We start from the raw sequence: 24,016 nt of genomic DNA, 5'->3' as shown, positions 1-24,016 counted from the left end.
ATTCACGCCACCATTGTAGCATAGATCCTTTTTTCTCTCAACAACATTGATATAATCTTGGGTTATGGGGGGATAAACAGCAAAAATTACCGAAAGTTACATCCAGACATACCATTTGTTACATTTACGATTTTTCTTGTTATTTTTATGCTATGCTCCCTTTGTCGACAAAACAGGCGCCGGAAATCATGAGGAATAAAATCTATGTATAACCAAAACAACAATCATCACCTTAACAATCAACCGATATCAAACGAAAAAATTACCAACCATAACCATGCCAGTCAACCAACCAATGGTTCTCCAATAAACATCCACCAGCTCTTTCCTACTCGCACGGAAAAGGAATGTCTTGCGGAGCTCCGGAAGCATCCGCGAAGCTACTTTGCCTATCAGAACATGACACAGGAATGGAAGAACCGCTTTCTTGGATTTATGGAGGGTACAAAAACTCTGCCTTTAACTTATGATCCATTTTTCAAGAAGCTGTTCAACCCGGACATCTATCCGGAACGGCTATCCAGTCTGATCAGCAGTATCATCGGCACAAAGGTAACAGTTCAGTGCATCCTGTCAAATGAAGACAGCATGCTGCCGTCCACCTCGCTCCTGCTTCTGGATATCCTTGTCCAGTTGGAAGATGGCTCGATCGCAAATGTCGAGATCCAGAAGATTCCATACGCTTTTCCGGGTGAACGTATGTCCTGCTACTCCTCCGATCTCATGCTGCGTCAGTATACAAGAGTGAAAAGCCTGAAAGGAAACGCCTTTACCTACAAGGATCTGAAAACGGTTTACACGATCGTGATGTTTGAAAACAGTCCTAATGAATGCAAAGAGACACAGTCAGCTGATATTTATCTGCATCATGGAAAAACTGTTTTTGATACCGGCATCAAACTGAATCTTTTGCAGGAATTCTATGTGGTTGCCCTTGACGTTTTCCGTGAAAGTAAGTATGCTAAAGATATCAATGAACTTAATGCATGGCTGTCATTACTGACTGCCCAGTCGGTTGACGACCTTGCTGCACTGGTATCTGACTATCCCTGGATGGAAGCCATCTGTAAGGATATGTCTGAATATATGTATGATCCGGAGGAGGTGATCACCATGTTTTCAGAAGCACTTCGAATGTTAGATGAGAATACGGTTCACTATATGATCGATGAACTACAAAAGGAACGAGATGACGCAATTACGGCTTTGAACGAGAAAGAAAACGAGATGACTTTAGTGATATCCGAAAAAGACGCTGAAATTGCTACAGTTCTTTCTGAGAAGAACGCAATGATTTCTGAGATCGCGGCTTTAAAAGCACAGCTTGCCGCCCTCAATAAATAAACTATTTTATAACAATAACACATAAAGCAAAAACGCCTGCTGGCTGTATCCATGGAATATACGATATTCCTTAGGTACAACCAGCAGGCGTTATTCTTTAAACACATCCTACCTGTTTCCAGCTCTATGGCTAGTGGCAGGTGAATTGAAACATTAGTGGAACTTTCGTTATGAGGTTTGCACTAGCTGTCAGCACCAAGCCCTTGTCTGAGTCCGTAAGGACGAGTTTGGGCGACTGCTGACAAATCAGCGTGCGAACCAAATAGAAAGTGGAACGCGTTTCAAACCACCTGCCAGTAGCCATAGAGCTGGATACAGATGTAGCTTCCTTCTATTTTATTATTTCAGCTTCCATGTCTTGACATATCTGATGAAGCTCTTTTTTCAGATTTTCTGTGTATGTTTCTGCCAGACTCTGTACATACTAGTGGCATAAAACTATGATTTGAGGGTTGTATATGAAACAATTTAAACCATATATTCCGGCAGATAAGGTGATGCCGGAGCTTACACCTACTTCTGCGATTCTTGGCATTATCCTGGCGGTCGTGTTCGGCGGTGCAAATGCCTATCTGGGCTTACGAGTCGGTATGACCGTCTCCGCTTCCATCCCTGCTGCCGTTCTTTCTATGGGTATTGTGCGCATGATCATGCGCCGCGATTCTATTCTGGAAAATAATATGGTGCAGACGATCGGCTCTGCAGGTGAATCTCTGGCCGCCGGAGCTATCTTTACGCTGCCAGCCCTGTTCATGTGGGCAGATGAAAATCCCGATATAAAACCTCCATCTTTTCTGATGATTGCATTTGTCGCCATCTGTGGCGGACTGATCGGTGTTCTGTTCATGATCCCGCTTCGTACCGCTCTGATCGTAGAAGAACATGGTACACTTCCATTTCCGGAAGGAACTGCCTGCGCTGAAGTACTGCTCGCCGGAGAAACCGGCGGTCACAAATCCATGCAGGTATTTTCCGGGCTTGGCATCTCTGCTGTCTATAAATTTATCGCTGATGGTCTGCATTTGTTTCCAAGTGAGATCACATGGACGATTTCCTCTTATAAAGGATCGGGCTTCGGTATGGATGTCCTCCCTGCGCTGGTCGGTGTCGGCTATATTTGTGGTGCAAAGGTCGCTTCGTATCTGTTAAGCGGTGCTGTGCTTGGATGGTTTGTTATCATGCCTTTGCTCGTTCTTGTTGGAGGTGACAACATCCTGTTCCCCGCTTCCGTTCCGATCCGCGAACTGTCAGTCGATCAGTTATGGGGAAATTATGTGCGGTATATCGGTGCAGGCGCGGTGGCAGCCGGCGGCATCTTCAGCCTGCTAAAATCATTTCCGCTGATCGCATCCACATTTGCCAAAGCCCTGAAAGGCTTCGGACATACAGATGGAAATTCGCGAACATCTAAAGACATTCCGCTTCCTTATGCGATCGGCGGTATCCTGATCGTAGCATTTGGTCTGAGTGCTTTTCCAAATATTCCGATCAATCCGGTCACATCCATTCTGATCATTATTTTCGGATTTTTCTTTGCAACCGTATCTGCAAGAATGGTCGGTGTCGTCGGCTCATCGAATAACCCAGTGTCCGGTATGGCGATCGCAACCCTGCTATTTGCAACGATCCTGTTAAAGCAAGCCGGCATAACAGGATACCGGGGTATGACATCTGCCATCTGCATCGGTACTGTTATCTGCATAATTGCAGCCATGGCCGGAGACACCTCGCAGGATCTGAAAACGGGGTATATCGTCGGTGCAACCCCATATCTGCAGCAGATTGGCGAACTGATCGGATCGATCGCATCCGGTCTTGCGATCGGTGGTGTTCTCTATCTGCTGAATGCCGCATGGGGATATGGTTCTACCGAGCTTCCTGCTCCGCAGGCAACCCTTATGAAAATGGTCGTTGAAGGTGTTATGAATGGCAATCTTCCATGGGGGCTTGTTATTGTCGGCATTTGCATTGCTATCGTTGTCGAGATCTTAGGTATCCCGGTTCTGCCATTTGCCATCGGACTGTATCTGCCGATTTACCTGACAGTTCCGATCATGATCGGTGGTCTGATCCGCCTTTTCGTGGAGAAACGCCGCTTTGCCGATGAGGGTTCCCGCGAAACCGTCCGCAATAATGGTATCCTTTTCTCCTCCGGTATGATTGCAGGTGAAGGGCTGGTTGGAATCCTGCTTGCCATCCTTGCCGTATTCGGCGTAAGTGATCGGATCAATCTGGGACTTATGGGATTCCATCTTGGAAAATGGGGCGGCTGCCTGTTCTTCCTTGCCCTGCTTTTCAGTATGATCTACATGATCCATAAAACGAAGGATAAACAATCATCCAATAACACACTTTAATATCTTCACCCGGAAAGGATTTATTTTCTCATGCAAAAATATAATATACAAAATGTCATTGCAAAACAGAACCATAATCGTAAAGATACCCTCTCGCAATTTTTTATAAAAAGATCAAAATCCGGTTTTCTTTCCCATACTGCAAACTATATGGACAAAATCCCCTGCATCAATCTGAATTATACATGGGAACAGTCGCCCGATGGAATTATTGTAATCGAGATGCCGCATACCGGTTTTTATCACAAGATCGCCCAGAAATATTTTCACAAACCAAAGAAAAGCCATATCAGGCTTGACCGATATGGCAGTACCTTATGGGTTCATATAAATGGCGACAACACGGTATTCAATCTGGTATCCATCATGGAAGAACAGTTCCCCGAAGAAGCTCCTGATATGTTAAAACGTGTTATCGCCTTTCTTGAAACACTGGAGAGGGTAAGGTTTATATATTTTTAGTATTATTGTGTGTAGTCTTCCCATACAGCATACTTATAATCAGTCTGAAAACTAACTCTTTTGGAAAGCTCTGCGCCTATCCCTGGAAACATTTGAAGGTTTTCAAATTTGTTATAAATCTCCTGTACTGTCCGTGCTGCATACTCCTTATTATCTTCTGAAATATAATCTCGAATTTCTTTCAAATCCTTAACAACAATCGGATTGATCCGTAATTTTAACATTTCATTCCCCCGTTTGTTCTTTTAGTTCTTCCATACTAAGCCAGCCTTCACCATCCTTTACCGCTTCTTCTGCTTCCTGAAGTTTCATCAAGAGCTTCTTTTCTGCTCGATCACGTTCATAATCTTCAATATCCATAACCACAAAACGTCCTCTACCATTCTTGGTCAGATACACAGGCTCTCCTTTGTGACAATTTTTCAGAACTTCATTATAATTTCTCAAATCTGAAACTGGTAAAATGTTAACCATATACTTTCAACTCCTTCCTTTATGTATTGCTCATTTCTACTAATAGTAAATGCAAAAAAGCTGTAAAATTCAACGTAAATTTTTACAGCTTTCTGCATTTATACAGGTTCCATCCTACAATTTGTGCAGACGGTCTGCACAAATTCTATTCTGTTTCCTTTTCTTCATTGTCCTGCTGCTGAAGATAGAACATTGCCTTTTGAGTTTCAATCTCCGCTTTCAGTTCTTCTTTTGTCGGCAGGTATAATTTGTACTTTGAAGCAAATAATTGTTCATTTCCGTGCATAACAGAATAACGGGCAATATCATCATCTGTATCGGAACAAAGGACAATACCGATTGTTGGGTTATCGCCCTCGCTGCGTTTCAGTTCATCATACATACGGATATACATATCCATCTGTCCTACATCTTGATGTGTTATCTTCTCTGTTTTCAAATCAATAAGGACAAAGCATTTCAGTATGTAATTGTAGAATACAAGGTCGATATAGTAGTCCTGCTTCTCCGTATGAATATGCTGCTGTCTTGCCACAAAAGCATATCCTTTTCCAAGCTCCATCAAGAATTTCTGCAAATTGGAAAGAATGCTTTTCTCAAGGTCACTCTCTGTAAAATCTGTGTTCTGAGAAAATCCTAAGAACTCTGCAACTACCGGATTTTTGATAAACTCCAACTTATCATTCTGATACGGTGCTGTCAGTTCCTTCATTTCACTTTCTACAAGCTCTTTTTTCTGTGTCTTGAGCATACGGTAATAATACTGAGAAGAAATGTTCCTCTGCAAAGTACGGACACTCCAAGTTTGTTCTGCGGCTTCTTTCTCATACCAGTCACGAGCTTCCTTATCTTTAACCTGTAATAACGCTGCATAATGTGACCAAGACAGTAGTCCAACAGATTTTCCAGACGGTGTCTGGAAAATTTCAGGATAGGTCTTATAGAAAGAATAAAAGCTATATAGATTCGACTTTGTATAACCTTTTCCATATTCAGCCGATAATTCTTTTGCTAACTTTTTTATAATTTCAGCTCCATATTTTGCCCTATCCTCGCCCTGCAATTCTTCACTTGCAATTCTATAACCAAGGAGCCAATTTCTCTGTATCAGCGTTGTATTGACCGCCCGATATGCAGCTTTTTGTGAAGATTCAATAATCCCACACATATCCTTTAAAATGTCATCGGTTTTAACAAAATTATCCATAAAATTATTTTGACCGATTTTTTCTAATTTATTCTCCATAGCCATCGCTCCTTTGGATTTCATTTTTTAATTATTCGCTTTCCTGCATATCCTCATCGGCTTTTGCAATCATCTGTCTGTACTGTTCCTTCACACTTTCCGGTGCAAGTATCTGTACCTTGCCATTGAAACCAAATACCCAACCGAAAAAGGTAGGACTGGTTGATACTTCGGTCTGTACTCTGAATGAAGTCATATCATACGCAAGGGTTGTCACATCTTCTCCGAAACGGTCAACCATTGTTTTCATCAGACTGTTATCACACCGTAAATCCACAAAAACTTTCTCGCCTGAGAACATAAAGAAAACTTCCTTTGTGTAATTCTCAATATCAAAATCATCAGGCATAGGAATAATATCTTTATCCAATATTTCCGGCTTGGAAGCAATACGGTCTACCCTGAAATTGATAACCTTGCTTTTCTTCTCTGAATATCCGAGAACATAATAATAATCCCCACACCAGAGAAGTTTATACGGACTGAGCTTATACACTTCGCCCTTGTTCTTCAGAACCTTTTTCTTTAATCCAGTATAATCGTAATACTGGAAAGAAATCTGTTTACCTGCGTTGATGGCGTCATTTATAGCGTCGATGATGTAATATATCTGCTCATTATCCGGCTTAATGCGATTGACCACATAGTTATTACGCTTCAGCTTTGCCACCTGCCCCGGACTGGTCATCGTATGTATCTTCTCAATCAGAGTTTCGCTTTTCTTCTTTGTAATGAACTTCGATGACTCTACTGCATCTATCAGCAGTTTCAGTTCCGGCAATTCAAACTTACGACTGGCTACAAAGTATTTGCTCTGAGTAGAATGGATAGTAACAATATCCATTCCAAACTCCTGAAGTGCAGCAATATCTTTTGTGACTGTCGTTCTATGTGCAGATATTCCGTATTCATCATTCAATATATTGATTAACTGTGTTGTGGAAAGTGGATTTTCTTCATCAGTTCTTTCCAGTAAAATCTTTTGTAAATATAAAATTCTTGGTTTTGTTTCCATAATTCTTATATACCAATCGCTCCATCAATAGTATCTGTCTACTTTTTCTTTTTTGGCTTAGGTGCTGGTAATTCATCGTACATTGCATTAAATAGTCCTGTTAAAAATTTCTTATTATCCACATCTTCTACAAGCAACATTTCCTTTGCCCCATCATACGGCAATTCATAAATAGCTGTCGGCATATATGAAATTGCTGATTTTGTCGGTTTTACAAGTAATCTGTCATCATAAATTCCGCCGACAATTTTACCACGATAATAAATAATAAATTCGCCCATCATCGCACGGTAAGTAATCTCGTCCAATTCTGCCAACTGCTCTAATACAAATTCCAAATATTCTTTACTTGATGCCATTAGTTGTCCTCTGACCTAATTTCATTTTACTCAATTTATGCCTTCTTTATTGGGTGTCTTATTACTGTTTTGCATTTCTCCGGTGCAACTTTTCTTGGGTCTGATAAATAGATTTCGTGATGGCGCCGCTCACCAATAAAATCATTTACATAACCGTTTTCTTCAAGATATTTATCCATCATTGTCACGGTTGCAGGTTCATCATCAAAAGCTCCTATATGCATTATCTGTACGCACAAGCCTTCGTCAATACCCAAGAACTCTGCACCAGAGCAATCCATCTTTTTCTTTTTTGAAGCGGTTTCCACCGCCCAATCAAAATCTTTCTTTGCAATAAAATCAGGCAGACGAATAACAGAAATCCAGTTGAAAGCTGATTTGTTGGTATAATCTACACTTTCAACATTGTCCTGCCACCAAAATCCCTCAAGCGGTGGTACAACATATTCAAAAAATCCGTCTATTTTGTAATCCGTCTTATAACTCATCTTGAGAGTATAGGCAACAGCATACAAAACTCCAATGGCAGCTTTATATTTTCCGCCTTCTTCATTGGGATTTCCTTTACCTCGTACTGCTATATAATTTGCCTTTGGAATTGTCACAATCTGTGGCTTATTCTTCGGCATATAGAACTCTTTATATTCTTTCTTAAAATCGAATGCCATTTGTTTTACCCTCTCTGAAAAATCATTCTACTTACCTTATAATTTATAAAACACAATTTGTATATATTTCAAATAAAGCTAAAAGGAATAAATCTTCCATTGTTCCTATAATTTCTCCATCGTATCCTCCCGGAGAACCGTATGATTTATCAATGTTTTTATTTTTATTCCCATAGATTGCTGCAAACTCTGCTATAACAGTAACCAACTGGCACGCCTCTATTTCTTTGCAACTTCCAAAATCATATTCTACCGCCAACTGCTGAATTGGTGTTTCTTTTTTGTCATTGCTATTAAACGCATTAGCCAAAACATCTGTAATATGATTTTGATATCCAAACTCTTGATGTGGAATTGATTTATCTGCATAGTATTCTATGCTACGAGCGAAATATTTTCCTCCATCGTAAAAAACACTTTTATCATCAGGAAAGTGTTCACTTAGCACACTTTCTATTGCAGCCAAACACTTTTCATAAATATTGGACTCACTGACTCGTAAATCCAAATCACAATATTCCAAAATTCTATTTTGAACCTCTTTAGTACAACAGCAAAATTCTCTATACATCTCTCTGTTGTAATAAAACAAATCATTATACATCGTGGCTATTGCACATAGCGGAATAAGCCCTCTGTCCTTATAATATTTAGAAATAAATGATACCGCTTGTGCTTTTACTCTCTCTTGCCGACGCTCCTCATCACGCTTGTCCTGTCTTTTTTCAAACCTCTCTATACGGTTGCTTTGTCTTATTTGCAGGACTGCAATAATAACCGTAACTATTAAAGCAACTCCCGCACAAATAATACTTATCCAATCTGAAACACTCATCATATAGGTTCTCCTTCTACTGTAAACGATAATTTATCGTATCAGTCACTGATGGTCGCCTGACCGTTCATCAACATAGGTAAAAGCCAATCTCTAAGAGATGTTAGCTGCTGATTTTCTCTTGTGTTTTCAGAAATAATATCAAGCATCGGCATTACTTGACGGTTAAATGCTTCTAATTCCATTTTTTCAGGAACATAGATAGCTCTGTCTTTAAGTAAAGGCTTTTGCAAATGCTTCAACCCCGTTCCTTGGAAGAATTTTTGGTTAAGTTCAGGCTTGATTGAAAATAACATTAGGTAGAGATAATCCGACATTTCTGATTTTGCAGAAATGCTCCAAGTATCTGTCGAATAGGCGGCTTTACCAACATAAAATTTAACATCAGCGTTACCGCCGGTATTTAAAAAGCAATTTCTACCGTCAACAAATGGTTCATTCCATTTTAAAATAGTTGCACCGCTTGTAAAGAATGGATATTCGCCATTTGATGTTTTTGCTTCTCCGACCTGAATAGCTGACTTTTCAGCTTCGGTCAAAATATCTTTTAGTTTAGCATTAGGCTTTTTTGAGAAAAAATTATGCATATAAATGTCATAAGCCATTGCTGATAAATTATCGTTTATATTATTATTCAAAGCGATTTTTTCATCAATTTTTGAAAGTATATTAGCAATTTTACGCTGCACTTTAATTGAAATATTAGGAACTGTATATGTCGGAAAATCTTCTACAGAAATTCTATTTACAGTGCTACCTTTTATAATCTTGCTTTGAATAAATTGTTTCCACTCCGGCGAAAGAAAATAATAGTACAGCCACAATGTGTCAATATTCTTACTTACATTTCTGATAATAGCTAATCTTCTTCCTAAACACCCATAAAAGTCTTTAGGTATTAAAGCGTACCTTCCCAATGTTGCTTCATACGAAAAAACAATATCTCCATACTGTGGGGTTACTCTTTTTGTCCACTTAATATAATCTTCTTCTGACAAATGAGCAAATTCTTTTGCATTTATTTTTCCATCATCAGTTATTGCATCTATTCCCAAGTAAACTGGACCATCGACTGTTTTCTTTGGTGTAGCGTGTGGGCCATCGTACACTTCGCATATCTCTTTTATCACTATTCTTTCTGACATAAATTCCTCCGCTATCCGATATATTTTCTATGAGCCAATTTAACATTGCTCTGTTTGACCATTGCATACTGCAAAGTCGTATCTATTTTTCTATGTCCCAAAAGCTGCTGTAACTGTTCAATAGGCATTCCTTTATCTATTGCCATAGTTGCAAGAGTACGTCTAAATTTATGTGGATGTACCTTACTAAGACCTAATTGTTTTCCAAAATTTCGTAATCGCACTTCAATACCACCAATTTTCAATCGTTCATAAGGAGCTTTTAAGGATACAAACAGTGCCGGATTGTTATCCATTCTGCTTTGTAAATAATTCTGCAAATGTATTTTTGTTCTGGCGTCAAAATAAACAACTCTCTCCTTATCGCCCTTTCCAAAAACAACACATTCACGCTCATTGAAATCTATATCTTCTCGATTTAGCAGAACCATTTCTCCAACTCGCATACCTGTTGATGCCAACATATCAATCATTGCCAAGTCCCTGAGTTCTGTACAATTATCTCTCATCAATTCAAGTGCTTCATCTGAATAAGTTTCCTTAATATTCGTTCTAGTTTTAACCTTATGTATTCTTCTAACCGGACTTTTCAAAATATAATCCTCGTCCTCAAGCCAAGAAAAAAAGCTGGAAAGTATTCGTCTTATATTATCAATCGTAACTTTACTTGAATTTTTACTTGACTGATATTTAGTAAGGTAACAGCGTATATCATCGGTTACAATATATTTAATACCTTTACCTATACTATCAATCATTGCCTGTATAGTTGCTTTGTAATATTTCAAAGTTTTTTCGGAACAGCCCTCAATTCTCTTTGCCGCTAGGAACAACTCAACCAAGTTCTGCTCCGATAATTCCTTATCCTTTTCCGTCTTTTTGACTTCATAATCAAAAAGTGTATGTTGCAGTACCTCCTGCAATCGCTGTGTTTGTGCATTGTTCAAATAAGGTAGCATACCCTGAACAATATCCGTAATTAAATTCTGTTTCATAGTCAATTCTCCTTTTATATCACTTAGAGAACAACTATGGAGCGGTAGTCCCCTGCTTTAACTCCTGCCACTCACAAGAGTTATGGGATATATGCTAAACGATAATTTAGAGCAACAAATAAAAACAATTTTTACATTTCAATTTTTGCAAAATGCAAATACTGAATGGAAACAGCAGTCATTAGCAGAACTTTCCGAAATGTACCAGCCGAAAACAATTAGTGGAAAAGATTTAATTGCAGACGGGAACTATTTTGTGTATGGAGCAAACGGAATTATTGGAAAATACAACCAATATAATCATTCCGAGTCTGAAATAGCTGTCGCTTGTAGAGGAGCAAGCTGCGGCTCTATTCAGATGACATTACCGTTTTCTTGGATTACTGGAAACGCAATGGTGGTAAAGCCGCATTCTGATTTCCCGTATAGAGAATATCTTTATTATTATTTGCTTGCAAAAAATCCAAACTATTTATGTTCAGGTTCGGCACAACCACAACTTACAAGAGAAAACTTAACACTATATTCCTTAAAAGTACCTTCAACAACCGAATTGAATGCTTTTGAAAGTTATGCTGAAAAAGTAAGAAAGATAATTATCAAAAATCAACAGGAAAATATTGAGCTTTCAACTTTACGTGATTGGTTGCTGCCTATGCTGATGAACGGTCAGGCTACCATCAGTGATTGATGTGGTAAATTATCGTTTATCCTCTTATTATTTTCAATTTTTCTTGTTATTCCATGAATAACTTTTACTATACGATTTTGCTGTCCAATTATTGGCAATTCAACCTCAATATTCCCTAATATTTCTTGATTCAAATTACTAATACTTGTTTGTTGTGTGTTTGAAAAGAGCTTCCTAAACAAAGGTGACTTGAATAAATAAAGCATATATAATGGGTTTACATTATTATTAGTTATTCTAAATCTGATGCAAAAACCTGAAAAAGTCACTTTTTCTTTAATCTTTTCAATAAGCATAGCTCGTCCAACAAGATTTTTGTTTCCGTTAGAACGAACAAACAGTATATCATTATCCTGCAATAAATAATCCGTGCTTACTATATCCTCGTCAACCTCTTTTAATCCGTCCAATTTTGCCAAATAATTATCTCCAAAATCTGGAACACCTATCATTTTACAACCAGATAATACTCTCTCTGCCGAAAAATTCAGTCCATTTTTAAATGTACCTATTTCGGATAACTTTACCTTACTCATACTTTACCTTCTTTAACTGCTCCATAATTTCCGTTTTCAGTTTGTCGCCCTCTGCAAAATATTCCTGCAACTTCTCTGCATAGGCACTCATACGAGCATTAAATTCGTCCTGTGATAATTCAACATATTCAATTTTCACATCAAAATACTGTCCTGCTGAAAGTGAATATTTCTTTTCTTTGATTTCATCATAGGTAACAGCAACTGAAAAATCATCAACAGCTTCTTTATTAAGGAATGTATCAACAATTTTATCAATCTCAAAATCACGAAGTCTGCGTTTCTGATTATTACCGTCCTTATATTCTTCTCCCAGTTTTGACGCATCTATCAGTACAACCTTGTCTGTTTTTCTTGAATTATCGAAAAATAATACTGATACATTCGTTCCGGTATTAGCAAATACATTTGACGGCATACTAATACAGCCATAAACAATATGTTCGTCTACAATATGTTGTAGTATTTTCTTTTCTACACCCGACTTTGCAGTTATAAATCCGGTAGGAACTACAATCGCACCTTTTCCGGTTGATTTCAATGAATTAAGAACGTGCTGAATGAACAATGTGTAAATTGCCATACTCTCTTTCTTCTTGGCAGGTACTTTCGGAACTCCCGCCCAAAAACGAACAGGCATCGCTGCTATACGTTCTCTTGTATCTGAGAAATCCATCTTAAAAGGTGGATTTGAAACTACATAATCAAAAGTTCTTAATTCCTGTCCATTATCACTCTTGTGATATGGAGCAATCAGCGTATCTCCCTGAATTGCATGGTCAAGAGAAGATACTAAACTGTTCAGGATAAGATTAAGTTTTAACATTTTATTACTTCGCTGTGAAATATCCTGAGCAAAAATCGTACACTTATCTTCTCCAATTTTGTGAGCAAGAGCCATCAAAAGTGTTCCTGTTCCGGCTGATGGGTCATAACACTCAATGCTGTGTAAATCAGTTGCATTTCCAACAAGCAATCTTGCCATAATCGTTGCAATAGCGTGAGGAGTATAATACTCTGCATACTTACCACCGCCTGCGGTATTGTAGTCCTTTATCAGATATTCAAATATATCTGCAAAGAAATCATAGTGCTTCTCAAATGCTTCTTCAAAAGAAAAATTTACCAACTTATCAACCAAGGCACGGGCAAAAGGTGCTCTTGCTGTATCGTCCGTTACATACTGTGTCAGCTTTTCAAAAAGCGGTATTTTAGTATTCTGAGCAGTCTGAGTTGAAAATATATCAATGTTCTTATCCGCTATATCTGTCATCGTGCTGTCAAAAATCAAATCAAAATCGCCCTTTGCCTGCTGATTCCATAAGTTGGCAATAAGATGTTCCGGGTTAAGTAATGGAATATCTGACGGTAAACTATCAAAAATATCCAATCGGTCATCTTCCGACATTTCAGCATAAGCAAGTTCCCATTTTTCGGCATTTTTAAGAACAGGACTGACTTTTTTTACTTCATATCCGAATTTATCATTAAGAAACTTATAAAGGAAAACCTGAGTGATAATTTTATATTCATTACCATCGTTTCCCATACCATAGGTCTGACAAGTTGCTTTTAAGGCATCTATCAATTCTATGGTTTTTTCTTTTATCGTCTTTGTTTCTTCCATTGTGTTCTCCTTTATGCCACTGAATAAGTCTGGTTGTACTGATCAAGATACTGTTTTGTAATCCTGCTCTGTATAAATACTCTATCCTCACGAGCACTCGCTACTCCCAACTTATCAATGCCTGCTTTTATTTGTGTCATAACCGTTCTCTCAAAATATGCGTCTTTCTTCAATATATCATTTCTGTCATACACTTTCTGGTCAATATCAGACTTAATAGAAAGCAAAACATTCATAATAGACATATCATACTCTGAAACAATCGGCTGTTTATTTGCTGCTTTTCGAGCAAGATTTTCTTCCCTGATTCTTTTATGAACCCTTGCGAATTTCGCATCGCCATTATATTTCCTCAGCAGAACCGTGTTTTTCTTCTGCAATTCATCAAGCTTTTTTAGAATATCTTCCAGTTCTTTTCCTTGCTCCTCAATCTCAGATACACTCTTAGGTTCAAAGCCGTGTTGCTTGAAGCGAAGCAAAAATGCTTCCTGCAAAGTAATAAACTCAGGGTCATCAGGGTCGATATTCTGTGTAAAAGCACGAACAGTCTTTTTATACTTTTCTGTCACTGCGTCTTTACCACCGACAATTTTTAATTCTTCTTCACTGATTTTGCTGAAATTAAATGTAATATCCTCCATTGCTTCATTGACAAGCAATTTCGTGGTATCATCACTTGCAAAAAGTTCCTTCTGATTTATGTTATCAATATGATGTTGCACCTCTGAAATCAATGATGGCAATTTTGTTAATTCCATTTTTGCAAATGTTTCCTTTAACTCATCATCGCCAAAGGTTCTTACCAAATTACAACAATCACGAGCAGCAATAAGAATTTTTTTAAGTTTAAGCAATTCCTGCTTATCCTCAATCGTGGATATTTCAGAACTAAATTCTTCTGCATTATCTGTGGTGTAGTTAAAAAGAACCTGCTGCACTTCCTGCATTTGTTTAATGAGTTCTGCCGGGTCTTCAATAACCTGTTTGAATGTATCTGTTTCATTTCCAGCACCAACTTCATTCGGGTCATTAAAACGGTTCAGCTCTTTGAGGTATGCTTCATTTGTTTCCTCAAAATTCCTTTTTATATTTGCAAAATCAATGACATAACCATAATGGTTTTCTTTATATGGTCTGTTGACTCTTGTAATTGCCTGCAACAAATTATGGTCTTTCAATTTTCGACCAAAATACAGGCGTTTCAATCTTGGTGCATCAAATCCGGTAAGAAGCATATTGAAAACGATAAGAATATCAACTGTCATATTATTTTTGAAGTCATCAATAATCTTATCTCTTGTATCTTTGTCATCACTATCGTGAAGTATAAGTCCAGCTCGCAAATGACTTTTCATAGAAACATCTTTATTAAGTTCCGTTTGAATTTCATCAAAATATGCAAACAGCTTCCTTGCCTGCTCACTTGTTTCACAAATGACCATACCGCCGAGCGTATTATCTCCCTGAATTTGTCTAAATCTCTTTAGGTCAGAAATAATATATCTAAGCAACTCTTTGACATAGTTATCGTGTTCAACAATCTGACTTTTCTTTACATCTTTCTTTTCTACCAAGGTTTCAAGTTTTTCATAAATTTCAGAAAGTCGCTCCTTATACTGCGTTTCTATATCCTCACGGATAATTTTCAGCGTATATCCATCTAAAATTGATTTGTCATAATAGTATGTATGAATATAATTACCAAAAACTCTCCAAGATTCTCTTTCTTCTTTCAAAAGCGGTGTTCCTGTCAACGCAATCTTAATCGCATTTTTATCCGCATCAAGAAGATTAGCCAAGAATGAGCCTTCTGGTTTATATCCTCTATGTGCTTCATCAATAATAAATACTCTCTGCAAATTCGTTGCATACGCAGGAAGGTCAACTTTTGACCTATCTTCAGCAAAACGCTGTATATTTACAACTGTAATTTCTGGTTTTCCCGTATTTCCCTCTTGTGCCTGATTGTTACGGAACTGTTCCATAAGTTCAGCACAGGAACTTGCTGTTTTTACAACCAATCCACGAGCTTCAAATTCTTCTGAAGCCTGTTTCAGCAAATCAAGACGGTCAACAATGAAATAAAACTTTGCAACCTTATTTTGCTTGCTAAAATAGTCAGAAAGAACATAAGTCAGGTAATAAGAAAGGGCTGTTTTTCCACTACCTTGAGTATGCCATATAACACCTGAATTAACACCTTCATCAATCTTACTTCTTACTGTTAATGCAGCAAACATCTGTTGATAACGCATTATATGTTTCTGCTCAATAAACTCTATCTTGCCATTTATTTCTTTATGAAAACGAACATAGGCAATTCCATATTTTAATATAAATAACAATCTTTCAGGACTGCACATAGATGTCAGTACTCGATTGGTCGGTGTATAGGTATCTAAATTTGTTTGATATTCCGGAGAAGTATGAATAACCTGACAATTAAAGTCAGTCAATATCTTCTTTTCAACAATCGGGTCAATATCCTTATATGGGAAATCTGCATTATAAGGTGCAATATCCAAATTTGTAGGATTTTCTTCTCTGAAACAGTTGAACGGTGCAGACTGTTTTGCCGTCGTACAATAGAATGCCCCCTGAACCGGAACAATACCACCCATAGTGTCATATTCCATATTATTAGAGAAAATCATCAACTGTGTAATATTCAAAAATCTCCTAAATTTTTTATTAGGAAATCTCTTTTGGTTCATTCTCTTGCTTTCTGCAACCATACCGCCGTGATTATTCGGCTTCTTTACTTCAACAAATACAAGTGGAAGTCCATTTACAAACAATGTAATATCAGGTCTAAATTCATCTTGGTCACGCTTACAAGTGAACTCGGCGGTAAAATGATATGTATTATTCTTTGGATTTTCAAAATCCACCAATCTAACAGGCGAAACAGACGATAAACGCTCGTAAAAACTGCGTCCTATATCATCATTATCTAATTCCTGCCTAATAGTTTTCAATGTCTGTTCCGCTTCTCCTGCGTAGGTAGGATTAAGCCGTGCGAACTGCTCCTTGAAAACGTTAATTAAGATATTGGTATCAGGATCATATACTGTGCCTGCCATATCTTCAGTTATTTTCCCGAAATAGGTATAACCAAGGCGTGTCAAATGAACCATTGCTGGCATTTGAACACGAGTAGCTTCGTTAAACATATTTTTCTTACCACTTGCCGCCATCTTCAGACCTCCTCATATCATTCGTCTAATATGACTTCACATACATCGCCAATATCACAATGAAATACTTTGCAAATTCTCATAAGCACATCAAGGGATACTGTTTCATTCTTATTTAATTTTGTTGCAACAGACGATGAAATCTCCGCAGCACGCATTAAATCTTGTCTTTTCATTTGATTATCAATCATAAGTTTTTGAAGTTTGTTGTAGCTTATTCTCATCTGTAACGCTCCTTCGTATTCTCCGTTCCTTTTTGTTACAGTTACTCATTTGACATTATACTATAAATAATCTATTTTTTCAAGATATAGGGGGTTATTCGCAACTCTCAACCGGAAAGGTGTCACTTTTTACCAACACCTAATACGACATTTTTGAGGATAAGAAAACGTAAAGTGCGTTTCATCGTATCCAAAACATCTTACTATTTACTGTAACCCTGTATTAAAATATCCGTATTCTGTGTCCACATTATAGATTGCATAGCAGTCAAGGGTCTCCGGTATTGGCACACTGTAATAATGGAAACCTAACCAACGCTTCATCCCTTCCGGCATATCTGCTGTCGGTGCACCCGGAAGATACACTGTAAATGTCGTTCCACCCGCAATTCCGTAAAGTTCTGTAAATGTGGTTTTGTATCCGTTATCATTTGCAACCACTTTACCGATCTCATCATCATACTTTAAAGTGTCCAGCTCCATTGTGTAAGTATATTTATCAACCTGTTTAATATTCTTAAATGATCCGGAACCGCTGGACGTTGATCTGCCCTCATAATTGCTATCATAATAAGATGCCGTAAAGGTTCCGTCCGGCTTGATATCCATACTGGCTCCCCATGCGCCTACTCCACTCGTCAGAATAAATTTTTCCGGCAGATCCTCCGGCAATGTCATTGCTACCTCTCCTGCATTTCCGGCAGAGACTTCTTTCTTATCGGCAGATTTCTCCTGCTTTTTGTCAGATGCCGTTTTGTCCGTTTTTTTCTGTGTGATCTTTCCCAGATATTCCATAGCTTCATCATAGGTCATGGCGGTATCATCCAGCGTACCAAGAACCTCCTTGGCTTTATCCTTGCCCTGGCCATTATACATTAACAAGGTATCAAAATTCTTCTGTAATTTCTTTACCTGCGTATCATACTTATCCTCTGATATCTCAGATTCATTCTTGGTACATGAAACAACCGTTGCCGAATAATCCTCATTTGGTCCTTCTTTTCTTGCCCAGGTTGTTGCTTTCTGAAGCATACCGGAATCATCTAATGCAAATTTGATATACTGATCCGTATATCCCTCATCTCCGATTCCACTATATGCATATAAGGTTCCCTTCTTAGTCGTAAACAGATAATAACTGGTTCCGGAAGCGGCATTTATATCCCAGCCACCATATTCTTCCATATCCGTTCCAAAGATTCTCTTTGCTTTTGTTCCGTCAAAGCTATAAATATCCATCTGTGCAATTGAAGCTTCGTTCTGTTCTGATCTTACCAGGATCATCTCCGGCACACCATCACCTGTAACATCGGCAAATACGATCGGTGTCTGTTCTTCTTTTGCAGCCTTTGTGGAATAATCATATTCATACTGCCAGAAATAATTGTCAATCTGTGTCTTATAGGATTCAAGTACCTCTTTGTATGCTGCTTTATAAAGACTTTCATCAATGGCTGCCTCTGTCGTTACCTCTGTTGGTTCTTCCGTTGTAACTTCAGTGGTTTCCTCTGCCTTTGTTGTCACCTCTGTTGTAACAGTATCATCACTTGCTTCCGAAGCGGCTTCTGTTGTTGCATTCTGATCTTTCTTCTTATCCTGTGAGTGCTTATATGCAAATCCTGCTCCGACCGCACCTCCTACCAGGGCAACGGAAGCGGCTGCGATCGCAATCTTTCCTGTCATGGTCTTTATAAATGCCTGTTTACCAACTGTAGCTGCTACAGTTTTTCCGGTTTCTACTGCACCCGCAGCCGATCCGGCAGTTCCTGCCTGTGTGGCTCCTCCGGCTACCTGTCCGGCAGTTCCTGCCTGTGTAATTCCTCCTGCTGCCTGTCCGGCGGCTCCTGCCTGTGCAGCCCCACCTGTAACATTGCCTGCCATCTGCATAGCACCACCATGAATGATGCCGGCTGCAATATTTCCACCAAGACCTGCCATCTGCTCAAATACATGCGTAACGATCATATTTCCACGTTCTGCCATAAGCAGATATACAAGAAGACACATCGGTGTGTAGCTGTAAAGCTTGTAGCCCTTCTTCTGAAGCTCCTCTGCCTTTGCCTTGATATTCTTACGTCCATAATTCAGTCTGGACTTTACGGTGTTCTCGGAACAGTTCAATACTGTGGCAATATCCTTGATACTGTAACCCTCCAGATGGAACATAAGCACACAGATTCTCTGTTCATCCGACAGGGAATTGATCAGCTCCCGCACCATATCCTGTGTCTCCTGCACGGTACATGCCATCTCCGGCTGTGTGCTCATGTTTTCATCTTCCAGAGTATACTCAAAGACATCCCCTTCATCATTTTCATTCTGCAGATCAGAAAACAAGACTGCCTTTTTCTTCTGAAGTGCATTGATGGCAGTATTTGCCACGATCGTACTCATCCATCCCGGAAATGCATTTGCATCCTGAAGACTATCTAATCTGGCAAATGCCTTTATATAGGCATCCTGAAGGACATCCATTGCATCCTGCTCATTCTTCATATACTTCATTGCAATGTAGAGTTTATTCCGATATGTATTCTCATATAAGAACGTAAATCCTTCTTCACGCCCTGCCTTTGCCTGTTCCACTGCCTGTGTATAATCCACACAGCTTCCGCAAAACGGACAGTTGTATTCATTCCCCTGTAAATCATTTCCACATGTTCTGCACTTCATGTTATCCTGCTCCTCCTGCTTTTTATCTTATTTCTGTAATTTATATATTATCTTTATACCTTTATTTATCTGGACTGCCTGTCATGCTCGATCCGGTCAAATAATTCTTTCTTGCGTTCCGGATTGTCCGGCAGCTCCTTTCGTTCTTTTCTTAACAATGCAACAAACGCACACACTGCCTTCCACACATCCATATATCTCACCTCCTGTTTATTGGACAGATCAGGTGGGTAAAAAGTTTTAAGTTTTTGGATATTTTTTGCATTATTATAGCATACCACAAAATCAGGATAACATTATATTCTATTTCTTTATCTTTACAGTCTTATATTTGCTCCATGCAGAATAACATTTCTTCTCGTGGGAGCCTGCCTTTACATAAGAACGGACACGGACATAATAAGTCTTGCCCTTTTTCAGATCCCAGAATGTACAGTTATTGTAATTCTTAAATGGCGCATCATATACTTTCTTATTCTTTTTGAATTTCTTATCCGTTGCGATCTGGATCTGATATCCGGTCGCCTTGCTCTTGCACTTCCATGTTACCTTTAACTTTCCGGATGAAAGATTCTTTACCTTGTTTACAGTGGTCTTCGGAACATCTGTAAATGTCGTCTTAAATGTATACATTCCGGCATAATTTGGATCAACACTATATGGCCAGCCTTTGGTCATCGTGATGTAGTAGGTTCCCTTTGGCAGGAAAAATGTATATTTTCTGGTTCCCGGTGTAACCCCTGTCTGAATATAGTGAATGTCACCATTTGTATTCTCGATCACAATATTCAATTCCTTGATCTTGCTGTTGATCTGAATGTTCATGTACCGGTTCTTTGTCATCTTCATCTTATAGATATCTTTTTTCTCGTTAAATGCAAACTGTCCTTTATAGGTCGTACCTGCCTTATAGGTAAATGCCATCGTTTTCTCATCGTTCTGTGACAGCCATGACTCGGAACGTGTCTCGCCGGATGCCTTATAAGATGCCGTAAATGTGAACTTGCAGCCGGTATAAAAGCCTGCACACAGAGATAATTTGTAATCCCCTGCTAATAATTCTGCCTTATAGCTGCCATTTCCTTCACTGACTGATGCTGTATAAATCTCATTATCATACATATCGCTGACTTTTATATAATTAAGCCCGGTGTGTGTCTTTCCAATTTCCTCCGTCGCAATCGCAAGTGAAAATGTACCGGATTTCTTCATCGTAAATGTATACTCATATTTATTCTGTGCATCCTCCAGCTCGCCACTGTAACTCTGTCCCCATACGATCTGCTGTGGACTGTTTAACACCTCTGCGGATACCTTTCGCGCAGGACTTACTGCACACATCATCACCATTAAAATTACTGCTAACATGATCTGTTTCATTTTTCTACTCATAATAATCTGTCCTCTCTTTCTACATTCTTTTTACTCAACTACTTCAACATCCAGCATCTGCTCTTTGTATGCCTTACGGATCGGAATGATCGGCAATCCGATAAAGACCATGATCGAGATGAAGAAGGATACCATACCTGTGACGATGTCATATGGAAATGGTACGATGAGCCAGCCCCATTTTGCTATCTTACCTGCCATTCTCACCGCAGTTCCAAACCCTCCGAAGAAGTAGGAAACAATGCCTGCCATAACTCCATACCCCATCATGGACATCGGGATCCTTCCACCAAAAATACCGGAAAGGACAAATCCTAAAACGGTTAAACAGGTTGCTCCCAATGCGATGTACTGTGCGATTTCGATTCTTTTCATTTTCTTCATTTTTATTCTCCTTTTCTTTATCTGAGGAGCATTTCATCCGGAAATTCATCCATAAAAAATGCAACCTCTGTATCGTTTCATCTATATGACACAGAGGTTGCAAAAAAGTTTTATATTTTTTGAAATTTTTTAAAAATTTTTCAGGCACCATTTTTTAAGTATAATCGGAGAGATTCGTAAAATACAATCGGAGAAATTCAGAACTTTCAATCGGAGAAATTTTTTATAGAATGAACTTTCTCTTATAAAATAAAATGCCTTCGACTGATTCTTAAAAAACAGCCAAAGGCACTCTAATAATTTTTTTATTTATTCTTTTTTAAACATTCCAGTGCATTTGCATAGGACATTTCACAATAGATTGATCCGGCATTCCAGCCTGCTATCACATTTCCTGATGAATCACGCTGAATATCAGTCACCTGATCATATAAACCATTTGGAACCTGTGATGCCATATTCTGTAAAATCACGAACTTCTTTCCCTGATGTATTTCCTCTCGTTTTTCTTGATATTCCTCCCAGGCCACAGATATACCGTCCCGTTCTGCAAGCAATGCTGTTTCTTCATCCCCCACCTGTTCTGCATGACAGGTCCAGACAATCGGTTGTAAGCTATCTCCACGAGAAGTAGCCACATCGAATTCTATCATCTTATCTATGACACCAATCTCTGTATCATCACTCTGTCCATCGCTGCAAAGTATGTACAACCGGCATCCATTTTCTGAAACTTCTCTAGTGCAAACTAATACATATGGTGTTCCTTCTGATCCCCATTTGTCCCGATTCTCATCTGACCTTGTATCAAGTTCTCCACTATAGACCTGTATTGCTTCATTATCTATATATGTATATATATGAAGATCAGCTTTATTCGGATCTGATTCATCCTGTGCCGCAAAGATCAGTTCAGGAGTATCATCTCCCATAATATCAGCAACAGTAATCGCTCTGGATTCTCCTACCAACGTCGGTTCATTCTCCCTCACTTGTGAAGTCTGCCAGCTATAATTCTCAATTTCCTGTCTGTATTCTTTTATTATTTCTGTATACGCATCCTGCCAGGTATTCTTATTATGATTGTAGATTGCTACTCCGGCTGCTCCGCCTGCTACTGCCACTCCGGCTACCGCCATCGTGATCTTACCGGCTACTGTCTTTAAAAAGGTCTGTTTTGCGGCTGTGACTGCCGCAGTCTTTCCTCCCGCCGCTGCACCTGTTCCAACTGCCGATCCGGCAGCCCCGGTCGCTCCGGCACTTCCGGCAGCAGATAACGCACCTGCTGCTCCACCATGGATCAGTCCGGCACCGACTACACTTCCAACACCCGCCAGCTTGTCGAAGGTTCCTGCTACCAGCATAGTTCCTCGTTCTGCCATGAGCAGATAGGTAAGAAGTGCCATAGGTGTGTAGCTGTACAGCTTGTAGCCCTTCTTCTGAAGCTCCTCGGCCTTTGCCTTGATATTCTTACGTCCATAATTCAATCTGGACTTTACTGTATTCTCTGAACATCCAAGAACTGTCGCAATATCTTTTATGCTGTATCCTTCAATATGAAACATCAGCACACACATTCTCTGTTCATCAGACAATGATCCGATCAGCTCCTGTACCATTTCCTGCGTTTCTTTCGTTGTACATGCCATCTCAGGCTGGGCTGTCATGTTCTCATCTGCAATCGAATATTCAAATGCCTCCCCATCCTGATCTTCTCTCTGCATATCCGAAAAATTCACTGTATGGCGATCTCTCAATGTATTCCTTGCGGTATTTGCAACAATGGTACTGAGCCATCCCGGAAATGAATTTGCATCCTGAAGACCGGAAAGCCGCTCAAATGCTTTCACATAGGAATCATGGAGAACATCCATTGCTTCATCCTCATTCTTCATATATTTCATCGCAATATACAGTTTATTCCGATATGTCATCTCATACAGATAGGAAAAGCCTTCTTCCTTTCCTGCTTTTGCCTGCTCCACCGCCTCTATATAATCAACTGCTGCCCCACAGAACGGACAGTTATATTCATTTCCCTGCAGATCATTCCCACATGTTTTGCAAATCATTTGTAGCCTCCCACACGCCTGTTTTTTCATTTTTGTATACTTTTAATAGAAATATGTCAGATCCGTTTTCTCTGTTTAGCCTATTATAGCCTTTACTGTACTAACATCCAGATTTGTTATCTCGACAATCTGATCCAAAGAATAGCCTTTCTTATGCATATTTAGTACAATCTCTCCAGATTTCATTGTAACGTAGTTCACAGGGGATAGCAAGATGAAGAAAATAAAGGCCAAAAAACTGACTGTAGGATTACAATACATGTGTTACAACTGAATATAAAAAAAGCAGAGATACTTCTTTTGTGTTATATTTTAGTCAC

Annotated in this window: 22 protein-coding genes; 4 read left to right on the top strand and 18 right to left on the bottom strand. The window is 38.9% G+C overall.

What is annotated here, in order from left to right; genetic code table 11:
- The first annotated feature begins 399 nt into the window (after positions 1–399).
- From GT641_RS10495 to GT641_RS10485, 3 genes are all read left to right on the top strand, one after another.
- Positions 400–1,344, top strand: coding sequence for a PD-(D/E)XK nuclease family transposase (locus GT641_RS10495; protein ID WP_161117482.1), 945 nt, complete (start codon positions 400–402; stop codon positions 1,342–1,344).
- A gap of 458 nt (positions 1,345–1,802) precedes the next feature.
- Positions 1,803–3,701 carry an oligopeptide transporter, OPT family gene (locus GT641_RS10490; protein WP_161117481.1) on the top strand — a complete coding sequence of 633 codons (1,899 nt, stop codon included), beginning with the start codon at positions 1,803–1,805 and terminating at the stop codon, positions 3,699–3,701.
- Positions 3,702–3,851: 150 nt separating this feature from the next.
- On the top strand, positions 3,852–4,163 hold the full coding sequence (locus tag GT641_RS10485; protein ID WP_161117480.1) for a PqqD family protein: 312 nt from the start codon (positions 3,852–3,854) through the stop codon (positions 4,161–4,163).
- Positions 4,164–4,165: 2 nt separating this feature from the next.
- Here the strand turns inward: GT641_RS10485 and GT641_RS10480 are convergent, their stop codons facing one another.
- From GT641_RS10480 to xerA, 9 genes are all read right to left on the bottom strand, one after another.
- Positions 4,166–4,387 (bottom strand): type II toxin-antitoxin system RelE/ParE family toxin, encoded by a 222-nt coding sequence (locus tag GT641_RS10480; protein ID WP_347562888.1) that lies wholly within the window; start codon positions 4,385–4,387, stop codon positions 4,166–4,168.
- A 1-nt stretch (position 4,388) separates the two neighbouring features.
- Positions 4,389–4,637 carry a type II toxin-antitoxin system prevent-host-death family antitoxin gene (locus tag GT641_RS10475; RefSeq protein WP_161117479.1) on the bottom strand — a complete coding sequence of 83 codons (249 nt, stop codon included), beginning with the start codon at positions 4,635–4,637 and terminating at the stop codon, positions 4,389–4,391.
- A gap of 145 nt (positions 4,638–4,782) precedes the next feature.
- Positions 4,783–5,883, bottom strand: a complete 1,101-nt coding sequence (locus tag GT641_RS10470) for a PDDEXK nuclease domain-containing protein (RefSeq protein WP_161117478.1) — start codon at positions 5,881–5,883, stop codon at positions 4,783–4,785.
- Positions 5,884–5,914: 31 nt separating this feature from the next.
- Complete coding sequence (locus tag GT641_RS10465) at positions 5,915–6,898, bottom strand: WYL domain-containing transcriptional regulator (RefSeq protein ID WP_161117477.1); 984 nt, start codon at positions 6,896–6,898, stop codon at positions 5,915–5,917.
- Positions 6,899–6,936: 38 nt separating this feature from the next.
- Positions 6,937–7,257, bottom strand: a complete 321-nt coding sequence (locus GT641_RS10460) for a TfoX/Sxy family protein (protein WP_161117476.1) — start codon at positions 7,255–7,257, stop codon at positions 6,937–6,939.
- A 35-nt stretch (positions 7,258–7,292) separates the two neighbouring features.
- On the bottom strand, positions 7,293–7,925 hold the full coding sequence (locus GT641_RS10455) for a GyrI-like domain-containing protein (protein ID WP_161117475.1): 633 nt from the start codon (positions 7,923–7,925) through the stop codon (positions 7,293–7,295).
- A gap of 43 nt (positions 7,926–7,968) precedes the next feature.
- Positions 7,969–8,763 (bottom strand): hypothetical protein, encoded by a 795-nt coding sequence (locus GT641_RS10450; RefSeq protein WP_192919838.1) that lies wholly within the window; start codon positions 8,761–8,763, stop codon positions 7,969–7,971.
- A 38-nt stretch (positions 8,764–8,801) separates the two neighbouring features.
- The gene (locus tag GT641_RS10445; protein ID WP_161117474.1) at positions 8,802–9,905 is read right to left on the bottom strand and encodes a restriction endonuclease subunit S; all 1,104 of its coding nucleotides are present in this window, start codon (positions 9,903–9,905) and stop codon (positions 8,802–8,804) included.
- 11 nt (positions 9,906–9,916) lie between these two features.
- Positions 9,917–10,900, bottom strand: coding sequence for a site-specific tyrosine recombinase/integron integrase (gene xerA / locus GT641_RS10440; protein ID WP_117808062.1), 984 nt, complete (start codon positions 10,898–10,900; stop codon positions 9,917–9,919).
- Positions 10,901–10,991: 91 nt separating this feature from the next.
- On the opposite strand from xerA, the gene GT641_RS10435 reads away from it, so the two are divergent.
- On the top strand, positions 10,992–11,591 hold the full coding sequence (locus GT641_RS10435) for a restriction endonuclease subunit S (RefSeq protein WP_161117473.1): 600 nt from the start codon (positions 10,992–10,994) through the stop codon (positions 11,589–11,591).
- Here GT641_RS10435 and GT641_RS10430 read toward each other — a convergent pair.
- The 9 genes from GT641_RS10430 to GT641_RS10395 all read right to left on the bottom strand — a co-directional run bounded on the left by GT641_RS10430 (position 11,570) and on the right by GT641_RS10395 (position 23,696).
- Positions 11,570–12,127, bottom strand: a complete 558-nt coding sequence (locus tag GT641_RS10430) for a restriction endonuclease subunit S (RefSeq protein ID WP_161117472.1) — start codon at positions 12,125–12,127, stop codon at positions 11,570–11,572. The genes GT641_RS10435 and GT641_RS10430 overlap by 22 nt on opposite strands.
- Positions 12,120–13,754, bottom strand: a complete 1,635-nt coding sequence (locus GT641_RS10425; RefSeq protein WP_117808059.1) for a class I SAM-dependent DNA methyltransferase — start codon at positions 13,752–13,754, stop codon at positions 12,120–12,122. The genes GT641_RS10430 and GT641_RS10425 overlap by 8 nt, the downstream gene beginning before the upstream one ends.
- An 11-nt stretch (positions 13,755–13,765) precedes the next feature.
- Positions 13,766–16,951 carry an HsdR family type I site-specific deoxyribonuclease gene (locus GT641_RS10420; protein WP_192919837.1) on the bottom strand — a complete coding sequence of 1,062 codons (3,186 nt, stop codon included), beginning with the start codon at positions 16,949–16,951 and terminating at the stop codon, positions 13,766–13,768.
- A gap of 17 nt (positions 16,952–16,968) precedes the next feature.
- Positions 16,969–17,175, bottom strand: coding sequence for a helix-turn-helix transcriptional regulator (locus GT641_RS10415; protein WP_008789334.1), 207 nt, complete (start codon positions 17,173–17,175; stop codon positions 16,969–16,971).
- Between the two features lie 207 nt (positions 17,176–17,382).
- Positions 17,383–19,848 carry an RNA polymerase sigma factor gene (locus tag GT641_RS10410; protein WP_161117471.1) on the bottom strand — a complete coding sequence of 822 codons (2,466 nt, stop codon included), beginning with the start codon at positions 19,846–19,848 and terminating at the stop codon, positions 17,383–17,385.
- A 65-nt stretch (positions 19,849–19,913) separates the two neighbouring features.
- The gene (locus GT641_RS13310; RefSeq protein ID WP_279282160.1) at positions 19,914–20,042 is read right to left on the bottom strand and encodes a hypothetical protein; all 129 of its coding nucleotides are present in this window, start codon (positions 20,040–20,042) and stop codon (positions 19,914–19,916) included.
- A gap of 109 nt (positions 20,043–20,151) precedes the next feature.
- A complete protein-coding gene (locus GT641_RS10405; RefSeq protein WP_161117470.1) occupies positions 20,152–21,240 on the bottom strand; it encodes a fibronectin type III domain-containing protein in 1,089 nt (362 codons plus the stop codon).
- 30 nt (positions 21,241–21,270) lie between these two features.
- Positions 21,271–21,624: a hypothetical protein gene (locus tag GT641_RS10400; RefSeq protein ID WP_161117469.1), complete on the bottom strand. Its 354-nt coding sequence runs from the start codon at positions 21,622–21,624 to the stop codon at positions 21,271–21,273.
- Positions 21,625–21,929: 305 nt separating this feature from the next.
- A complete protein-coding gene (locus GT641_RS10395) occupies positions 21,930–23,696 on the bottom strand; it encodes an RNA polymerase sigma factor (RefSeq protein ID WP_161117468.1) in 1,767 nt (588 codons plus the stop codon).
- Between the last annotated feature and the right edge of the window lie 320 nt (positions 23,697–24,016).

It is taken from the genome of Clostridium sp. BIOML-A1, assembly GCF_009874105.1.
GTDB lineage: Bacteria > Bacillota > Clostridia > Lachnospirales > Lachnospiraceae > Coprococcus.
The sequence above is the reverse complement of the archived record's forward strand: the minus strand, read 5'-3'. Positions and strand labels throughout refer to the sequence as shown.

What these genes read in the sequence shown, in the direction of transcription:
- GT641_RS10495 (WP_161117482.1), top strand. Translation starts at nt 400, where the DNA reads ATGACACAGGAATGGAAGAACCGCTTTCTTGGATTTATGGAGGGTACA.
- GT641_RS10490 (WP_161117481.1), top strand. Translation starts at nt 1,803, where the DNA reads ATGAAACAATTTAAACCATATATTCCGGCAGATAAGGTGATGCCGGAG.
- GT641_RS10485 (WP_161117480.1), top strand. Translation starts at nt 3,852, where the DNA reads ATGGACAAAATCCCCTGCATCAATCTGAATTATACATGGGAACAGTCG.
- GT641_RS10480 (WP_347562888.1), bottom strand. Translation starts at nt 4,387, where the DNA reads ATGTTAAAATTACGGATCAATCCGATTGTTGTTAAGGATTTGAAAGAA.
- GT641_RS10475 (WP_161117479.1), bottom strand. Translation starts at nt 4,637, where the DNA reads ATGGTTAACATTTTACCAGTTTCAGATTTGAGAAATTATAATGAAGTT.
- GT641_RS10470 (WP_161117478.1), bottom strand. Translation starts at nt 5,883, where the DNA reads ATGGAGAATAAATTAGAAAAAATCGGTCAAAATAATTTTATGGATAAT.
- GT641_RS10465 (WP_161117477.1), bottom strand. Translation starts at nt 6,898, where the DNA reads ATGGAAACAAAACCAAGAATTTTATATTTACAAAAGATTTTACTGGAA.
- GT641_RS10460 (WP_161117476.1), bottom strand. Translation starts at nt 7,257, where the DNA reads ATGGCATCAAGTAAAGAATATTTGGAATTTGTATTAGAGCAGTTGGCA.
- GT641_RS10455 (WP_161117475.1), bottom strand. Translation starts at nt 7,925, where the DNA reads ATGGCATTCGATTTTAAGAAAGAATATAAAGAGTTCTATATGCCGAAG.
- GT641_RS10450 (WP_192919838.1), bottom strand. Translation starts at nt 8,763, where the DNA reads ATGATGAGTGTTTCAGATTGGATAAGTATTATTTGTGCGGGAGTTGCT.
- GT641_RS10445 (WP_161117474.1), bottom strand. Translation starts at nt 9,905, where the DNA reads ATGTCAGAAAGAATAGTGATAAAAGAGATATGCGAAGTGTACGATGGC.
- xerA (WP_117808062.1), bottom strand. Translation starts at nt 10,900, where the DNA reads ATGAAACAGAATTTAATTACGGATATTGTTCAGGGTATGCTACCTTAT.
- GT641_RS10435 (WP_161117473.1), top strand. Translation starts at nt 10,992, where the DNA reads ATGCTAAACGATAATTTAGAGCAACAAATAAAAACAATTTTTACATTT.
- GT641_RS10430 (WP_161117472.1), bottom strand. Translation starts at nt 12,127, where the DNA reads ATGAGTAAGGTAAAGTTATCCGAAATAGGTACATTTAAAAATGGACTG.
- GT641_RS10425 (WP_117808059.1), bottom strand. Translation starts at nt 13,754, where the DNA reads ATGGAAGAAACAAAGACGATAAAAGAAAAAACCATAGAATTGATAGAT.
- GT641_RS10420 (WP_192919837.1), bottom strand. Translation starts at nt 16,951, where the DNA reads ATGGCGGCAAGTGGTAAGAAAAATATGTTTAACGAAGCTACTCGTGTT.
- GT641_RS10415 (WP_008789334.1), bottom strand. Translation starts at nt 17,175, where the DNA reads ATGAGAATAAGCTACAACAAACTTCAAAAACTTATGATTGATAATCAA.
- GT641_RS10410 (WP_161117471.1), bottom strand. Translation starts at nt 19,848, where the DNA reads ATGAAGTGCAGAACATGTGGAAATGATTTACAGGGGAATGAATACAAC.
- GT641_RS13310 (WP_279282160.1), bottom strand. Translation starts at nt 20,042, where the DNA reads ATGGATGTGTGGAAGGCAGTGTGTGCGTTTGTTGCATTGTTAAGAAAA.
- GT641_RS10405 (WP_161117470.1), bottom strand. Translation starts at nt 21,240, where the DNA reads ATGAGTAGAAAAATGAAACAGATCATGTTAGCAGTAATTTTAATGGTG.
- GT641_RS10400 (WP_161117469.1), bottom strand. Translation starts at nt 21,624, where the DNA reads ATGAAGAAAATGAAAAGAATCGAAATCGCACAGTACATCGCATTGGGA.
- GT641_RS10395 (WP_161117468.1), bottom strand. Translation starts at nt 23,696, where the DNA reads ATGATTTGCAAAACATGTGGGAATGATCTGCAGGGAAATGAATATAAC.